The organism is Actinoplanes sp. NPDC048791, from assembly GCF_040650095.1.
Lineage (GTDB): Bacteria > Actinomycetota > Actinomycetes > Mycobacteriales > Micromonosporaceae > Actinoplanes.
In genome coordinates this window covers 1-6,310 of the sequence record NZ_JBEZGQ010000476.1, presented here as the reverse complement: position 1 = coordinate 6,310, position 6,310 = coordinate 1, and the positions used below count along the sequence as shown (strand labels likewise).

Annotated in this window: 5 protein-coding genes and 1 pseudogene; 1 reads left to right on the top strand and 5 read right to left on the bottom strand. The window is 70.9% G+C overall.

Annotated features, from left to right (window positions below; genetic code table 11):
* From AB0C29_RS28490 to ftsY, 5 genes and pseudogenes are all read right to left on the bottom strand, one after another.
* Nucleotides 1-961: pseudogene (locus AB0C29_RS28490) on the bottom strand ([protein-PII] uridylyltransferase); the annotation flags it as partial.
* Between the two features lie 14 nt (nt 962-975).
* Nucleotides 976-1,314 carry a P-II family nitrogen regulator gene (locus AB0C29_RS28485; protein WP_199752384.1) on the bottom strand — a complete coding sequence of 113 codons (339 nt, stop codon included), beginning with the start codon at nt 1,312-1,314 and terminating at the stop codon, nt 976-978.
* Nucleotides 1,315-1,347: 33 nt separating this feature from the next.
* The gene (locus AB0C29_RS28480) at nt 1,348-2,706 is read right to left on the bottom strand and encodes an ammonium transporter (protein WP_360826240.1); all 1,359 of its coding nucleotides are present in this window, start codon (nt 2,704-2,706) and stop codon (nt 1,348-1,350) included.
* Nucleotides 2,707-2,920: 214 nt separating this feature from the next.
* The gene (locus AB0C29_RS28475) at nt 2,921-3,721 is read right to left on the bottom strand and encodes an aminoglycoside phosphotransferase family protein (RefSeq protein WP_212992098.1); all 801 of its coding nucleotides are present in this window, start codon (nt 3,719-3,721) and stop codon (nt 2,921-2,923) included.
* Nucleotides 3,722-3,772: 51 nt separating this feature from the next.
* The gene (gene ftsY / locus AB0C29_RS28470; RefSeq protein ID WP_360826237.1) at nt 3,773-4,924 is read right to left on the bottom strand and encodes a signal recognition particle-docking protein FtsY; all 1,152 of its coding nucleotides are present in this window, start codon (nt 4,922-4,924) and stop codon (nt 3,773-3,775) included.
* 152 nt (nt 4,925-5,076) lie between these two features.
* Here ftsY and AB0C29_RS28465 point away from each other — a divergent pair.
* Nucleotides 5,077-6,310: alkaline phosphatase D family protein (locus AB0C29_RS28465; RefSeq protein ID WP_360826234.1), on the top strand; the 1,234-nt coding region annotated here is incomplete at its 3' end.

Below are 6,310 nucleotides of genomic sequence, written 5' to 3'. Positions count from 1 at the left end.
GGCCGATCGCCGTACGGGCGAGGACGAGCTCGCCGTCCTGCTCCACCACGTCCCGGGCCACCGGGCGGCGTGCGGTCGCACCGGCCGGGGCTCCCCGGCGGCGGCCGTTGCGCAGCCGGTCGGCGGCGCGCCAGGCGTCGTCCAGGGCGTGCGCGATGGTCCGGGCGTCGCCGGCCACCCGGCGCAGCAGGGCGTCCCCGTCGTCGACCTCGAGCAGTTCGGCGACCGCGGCCCGTTCCTGGGCGACCAGCCGGTCCACCCGGCGGCCGACGGCGAGGTGCAGGGCGTCGCGGGTGTCGAGCAGCCGCAGGTTGGCGGCGCGGACGGCGGGCCGCATGGTGTCGGCGACACCGGCCCGGCCGATGCCCCGCAGGATGGTCAGGTCACGCAGGCCGCCGGCGGCTTCCTTGAGGTCACCTTCGAGCAGGAAGGCCAGCTCACCGTGGGTCGCCCAGCGGCCGGCGGTGAGCTCTTTGAGCTGGGGCAGCAGCCGTACGGCGGTGCGCCGCCACTGGTCCGAGGTGGCGGCGATCAGCTCGGCGGACAGGGCGGCGTCACCGGCGACGTGCCGGGCGTCCAGCAGGCCGAGCGAGACTTTGACGTCGTCGTGGGCGACGGAGAGCGCCTCGGGCAGAGTGCGCACGGAGTGGTCCAGGCCCAGCCGCGCGTCCCAGATCGGATACCAGAGGGCCGAGGCGATCCGGTCGATGCCGGCCGTCCCGTTGTGCAGCAGCACCAGGTCGAGGTCGCTGTAGGGGGCGCAGTCCCGGCGGCCCAGGCCACCCACGGCGACCAGGCTGACGCCGGTCAGATGGGCGGGGAACATCGAGGTCAGCCACGCATCGAGCGCCGCGGCCCGGTCGGCCCGGGCGGCAGCGCCGATGTGTTCACGAAGGGTGTCCAGCGAGCCGCCGGACGGCACCTGAGGTGGCGCCGACGGCTCGCTGACCACGTAAGACATGTAGTTGTCGATGATCAGAGCGCGTCGAGGCCGCGCTCGCCGGTGCGGACCCGGACGACGTCCTCGACGGACGTCACCCAGACCTTGCCGTCACCGATCTTGCCGGTCCGGGCCGAGGTGACCACCGCGTCGACGACCTTCTCGACGTCGATCTCGTCGGTCAGCACCTCAACCTTGATCTTGGGCAGGAACTCCACCGTGTACTCGGCACCCCGGTACACCTCGGTGTGGCCCTTCTGCCGTCCGTACCCCTGTACCTCGCTCACGGTCAGACCCGCCACGCCGAGCGCGTGCAGAGCCTCCTTCACCGCGTCGAGCTGGTACGGCTTGATGACCGCGGTCACCAGCTTCATGCTCAGTCCCTCCATCGCAGCCATGGGGTGAAATTAACCGGCAACCTTTTCGCTGACGGAAGGCTTCCCGTCAGTGTTACCCGCCGCCGGCGTGATCCCGGCCATCGCGAAGGCGCCGCCCGAGCCCGTGGTGGGCGAGAAGTCGTACGCGCTCTCCGCGTGCTCGCCGACGTCGATACCGGACACCTCGGTGTCGCTGTCGACCCGGAGCAGCTTGACGGCCTTGAGGATCAGGGCGATCACGACTGCGATCACGAGCGAGTAGACCGTGACGGCGAGGCTGCCGACGAACTGGCGCCACAGCTGGTCGACGCCGCCGCCGTAGAACAGGCTCTCGCGGGCAGCCACGGCGTTGACCTGGCTGGTGGCGAAGAAGCCGATGCCCAGAGAACCGATCCAGCCGCCGACGAAGTGCACGCCGACCACGTCGAGCGAGTCGTCGTAGCCGAGCTTGTACTTCAGGCCGACCGCCAGGGCGCAGACGGCACCGGCGATGATGCCGAGCACAGCCGCGGGCAGCGGGGCGATGAAGCCACAGGCCGGGGTGATGGCGACCAGGCCGGCCACCGCGCCGGAGGAGGCACCGACCAGCGTCGGCTTACCGTCGCGGAGCCACTCCACGACGATCCAGCCGAGCAGGGCGGCCGCCGTGGCGACCTGGGTGTTGACGAAGGCGACCGCGGTGACGCTGTCGACGGTCAGCTCCGAGCCGGCGTTGAAGCCGAACCAGCCGAACCAGAGCAGGCCGGCGCCGAGCGCGACGAACGGCACGTTGTGCGGCTTCATGACCTCGCGGGGCCAGCCGACGCGCTTGCCGAGGACCAGGATCAGGCCGAGCGCCGCGGCGCCGGCGTTGATGTGCACCGCGGTGCCACCGGCGAAGTCGAGGGCGCCGAGGTTGACGCCGATCCAGCCGCCGCCCCAGACCCAGTGCGCGACCGGGACGTAGACCAGGGTGAACCAGCCGAGGGCGAACAGCACCCAGCCGCCGAACTTGAGGCGGTCCGAGACCGCGCCGCTGATCAGGGCGACGGTGATGATGGCGAACATCATCTGGAAGACCATGAAGGCGTAGGTCGGGATGCCGGTGCCGGCCCCCGCGACCATCCACTCCTCGCCGATCCAGCTGGTGCCGGTGCCGAAGTACTGGCTGAAGCTGCCGATGACGTGGTTGGTGCCGGAACTGTCGTTGGTGCCGAAAGCGAGGGTGAAGCCGTAAAGCACCCACAGGACGGAAATGAGCCCGATGCTCGAGAAGCTCATCATCATCATGTTCAGGGCGCCCTTGGACCGGTTGAGGCCACCGTAGAACAGCGCCAGGCCCGGAGTCATAAGCAGAACGAGCGCAGACGACAGGAGCAACCAGGCGGTATTGCCGGTGTTGATCTCCACGCTGCCTCCTCTCGGATAAAGGTGTCCTCCCACACGGCCCAGAGAGCAGCGTCGCCCATCTGGCCGGTTCGGGCGGAAGCCTTTCGCTCCGCTGTTTCGCGCACGGTCTACGCGCGATTTCCGACGCGTGACGGGTTGTTTCCGACGTGTGAAGAAACTCTCACAGGGCACCGGAGGAAAGCCCCTGAACTGGGGCAATAGACCCAACCGTGGGTTACCGCAACGCGTACTCGAGGGTGTGCCGCTCGTAATCGAGCAGCCGGAGGTCACGCATCGGGCGGCGCAGGTGGCCCTTGTGCACGATCCGGACGAACGCCGGATCACCGGCGGCGGCCATCCGGCGGATGCCCTCCACGTGGTCCACGATCCGCTTGCGGATGGTGCGGACCAGCCGGTGCCGGTCGCGCGGGATCAACCCGTACGCGTCCGCGAACAACCGCAGCCGGCGCGGCCTGTTCGGCCTCTTCCAGCCCAGCGTGTAGGAGTCCCGGTCGCTGAACAGCGGCACCCAGGTCCAGGCCGCGTAGGCCACGTCGTAGATCCGGGCGCCGGGCGAGGCCAGATCGAAGTCGATCAGGGCCAGCGTGCCGTCCGGGCGCCAGACCACGTTGTGCGGGGCGGCGTCGTGGTGGCAGATCACCTCGGTGTCCGGCGGCGGCGGGCCGAACGAGCGCCAGACCGCCCCGGGCGGGGGCTGGAAGCCGTACTGCGCGTCGTGGAACATGCGCAGCATCGTGGCCACCGTGACCAGCGCTTCCTCGGTCGTCCAGTGCGGGGCCAGCGGATACTCGCCGCACTCGCCGTCGAGATACGACAGGACCTCACGGCCGCGGTCGTCCATCCCCAGGGCGTGCGGCGAGCCGGTGAAGCCCACCCGCTGCAGGTGGTTGAGCAGCGAGTGCACAGCCGGGGTCCACGGTCCGGCATTGCGGCGGACCGTGTCGCCCACCTTCGACACCGTGCTGACGTTGCCGCCGTGGAGCGGGATCTCGCGAAGGTCGCGTTCCTGCGTCACCCACGACCTCCCCTAGAAGTGCCCCGCGGTACGGGCCTGCCGCCCCCGAGACTACGCGTCGGTGCCAAGCAGGGCCTCGACGAAGGCAGCGGGCTCGAACGGCGCCAGATCGTCCGGGCCCTCGCCCAGACCGACCAGCTTGACGGGAATTCCCAGCTTGTTCTGCACGGCGATGACGATGCCGCCCTTGGCCGTGCCGTCCAGCTTGGTGAGCACCACGCCCGTGACGTCCACCACGTCGGTGAACACCCGGGCCTGCTCGAGACCGTTCTGACCGGTGGTGGCGTCCAGGATGAGCAGCGTCTCGTCGACCGGTCCGTGCTTCTCCACGACCCGCTTGACCTTGCCCAGCTCGTCCATCAGGCCGACCTTGTTCTGCAGGCGGCCGGCGGTGTCGATCAGCACGGTGTCGATGCCGGTGTCGATGCCGCGCTTGACCGCGTCGAACGCCACGCTGGCCGGGTCGCCGCCCTCGGGACCGCGGACGGTCTCGGCGCCGACCCGCTCACCCCAGGTGGCGAGCTGCTCGGCGGCCGCGGCCCGGAAGGTGTCGGCCGCGCCGAGCAGCACCGTACGGCCGTCGGCGATCAGCACCCGGGCCACCTTGCCGCAGGTGGTGGTCTTGCCGGCGCCGTTGACCCCGACGACCAGCACGACCGCCGGCCGGCCATCGTGCGGGGCGGTGCGCAGGCTGCGGTCCATGCCCGGCTCCAGGGCGGCGGTGAGCTCCTCGGCGAGCTGCTCGCGTACCTCGGCGACGGTCCGGGTACCCAGCACCCGGACCCGCTCCCGCAGCCGCTCGACCAGCGCCTGGGTGGCCTCGACTCCGACGTCGGCGGAGATCAGGCTGTCCTCGATCTCCTCCCAGGCGTCCTCGTCGAGATGATCGCGGGAGAGCACGCTGAGCAGGCCCTTGCCGAAGACGTTCTGCGACCGGCTGAGCCGGGCCCGCAGCCGCACCAGGCGGCCGGCGGTCGGCTCCGGCTTCTCGATCGTCGGTGCCTGCACCAGCGGCGGCAGCTCGTCCGGCAGCGGCGGGAGCGTCGGCTCCTCCACCGGCGCTGTCGGCGGGCGCTCGAGCGTGGTGGTGGCGGGGCCACCGGTCGGCGGCAACTCGCGCCTGCGGCGCCGGGGCACGACCAGACCGATGGCCCCGACCACCAGCACCGCCAGCAGGATGAGGGAGGCGACCACGTATTCCATTCCGAAATCCTGACAGATGTCCCCGGGGCCCGTGGCGCCACCCGTCCGTGTCCCCCGCCACGCCCTGTGACCTCCCGCTGTCCGAACGCACGCTGGCGGAAGCCGGGACCACTCGGGGAGGATGGCAGCATGTCGCGCCACCCGGTGAACCGTTGACCGCCCATCTGCTGATCGGGCCCGTGCTGCGCCGCGTGGTGGGCGACCGGGCGACGATCTGGGTCGAGACCACCGCCCCGGCCGAGGTGCGCGTCGAGGTCGCGACCGGCGGCGCCGGCACCGCGCCGACCTTCTCCTGTTACGGCCACCACTACGCGATCGTGATCGTGGAAGGGCTGGTCCCGGGCACCGCCGGCGAATACCAGGTGTGGCTGGACGACCGGCAGGTGTGGCCGCAGCCGGAGTCGCCGTACCCGCCGAGTGTGATCGTCACCCGCGAGGCCGAGGACGCGGGTCAGCCGGTCAGCATGATCTTCGGCTCCTGCCGCGAGGCCACCCCGCACGCCACCGGGCGCAAGCTGCCGCCGGACGCGCTGGACGCGTACGCCCGGCGGTTGATGACCGATCCGCGCTCGCCGGAGCTGCGCGCCGACCTGATCGTGCTGCTCGGCGACCAGGTCTACGCCGACAAGACCTCGGCCAAGGTGCGCCGTTTCCTGCGCCGGCGCCGCTCGGCCGGCCACCACGGCCCGGCCGACGAAGTGGTCTCCTTCGACGAGTACACGAAGCTCTACCTCGAGTCCTGGCGTGACCCGGAGGTGCGCTGGCTGCTGGCCACCGTGCCGTGCGTGATGATCTTCGACGACCACGAGATCATCGACGACTGGAACACCTCGGCGTCCTGGCGGGCGGACATGTCGTCGCAGCAGTGGTGGTCCGAGCGGATCGCCGGCGGGCTGGCCTCGTACTGGGTCTACCAGCACCTGGGCAACATGAGCCCGGACGAGCTGCGCGCCGACCCGCTGCTGGCCAAGATCACCGCGGTCGAGGACGCGACGTCGCTGCTGCACGACTTCGGCGTCTCGGTCGACAAGCCGTCCTCGGCGGAGAACACCGACCGGCCGTACCAGTGGAGTTTCGCCCTGGACGTGGGCCGGACCCGGCTGATCATGCTGGACAACCGCTGCAACCGGGTGCTCACCCCGGGCCGGCGGGAGATGCTGCCGGCGGCCGAGTGGGGCTGGTTCGTCGACCAGGCCCACGGCGACTACGACCACCTGGTGGTCGGCTCGTCCCTGCCGTGGCTGATGCCCCCGGCGATCCACCACCTGGAAGCCTGGAACGAACGGCTCGCGGACTCGTCCGGGGCCCGGCGCGCGGCCCTGGCCGAGCGCGTCCGCCGGGCCTTCGACCTGGAGCACTGGGCGGCGTTCACCCGCTCGTTCGACG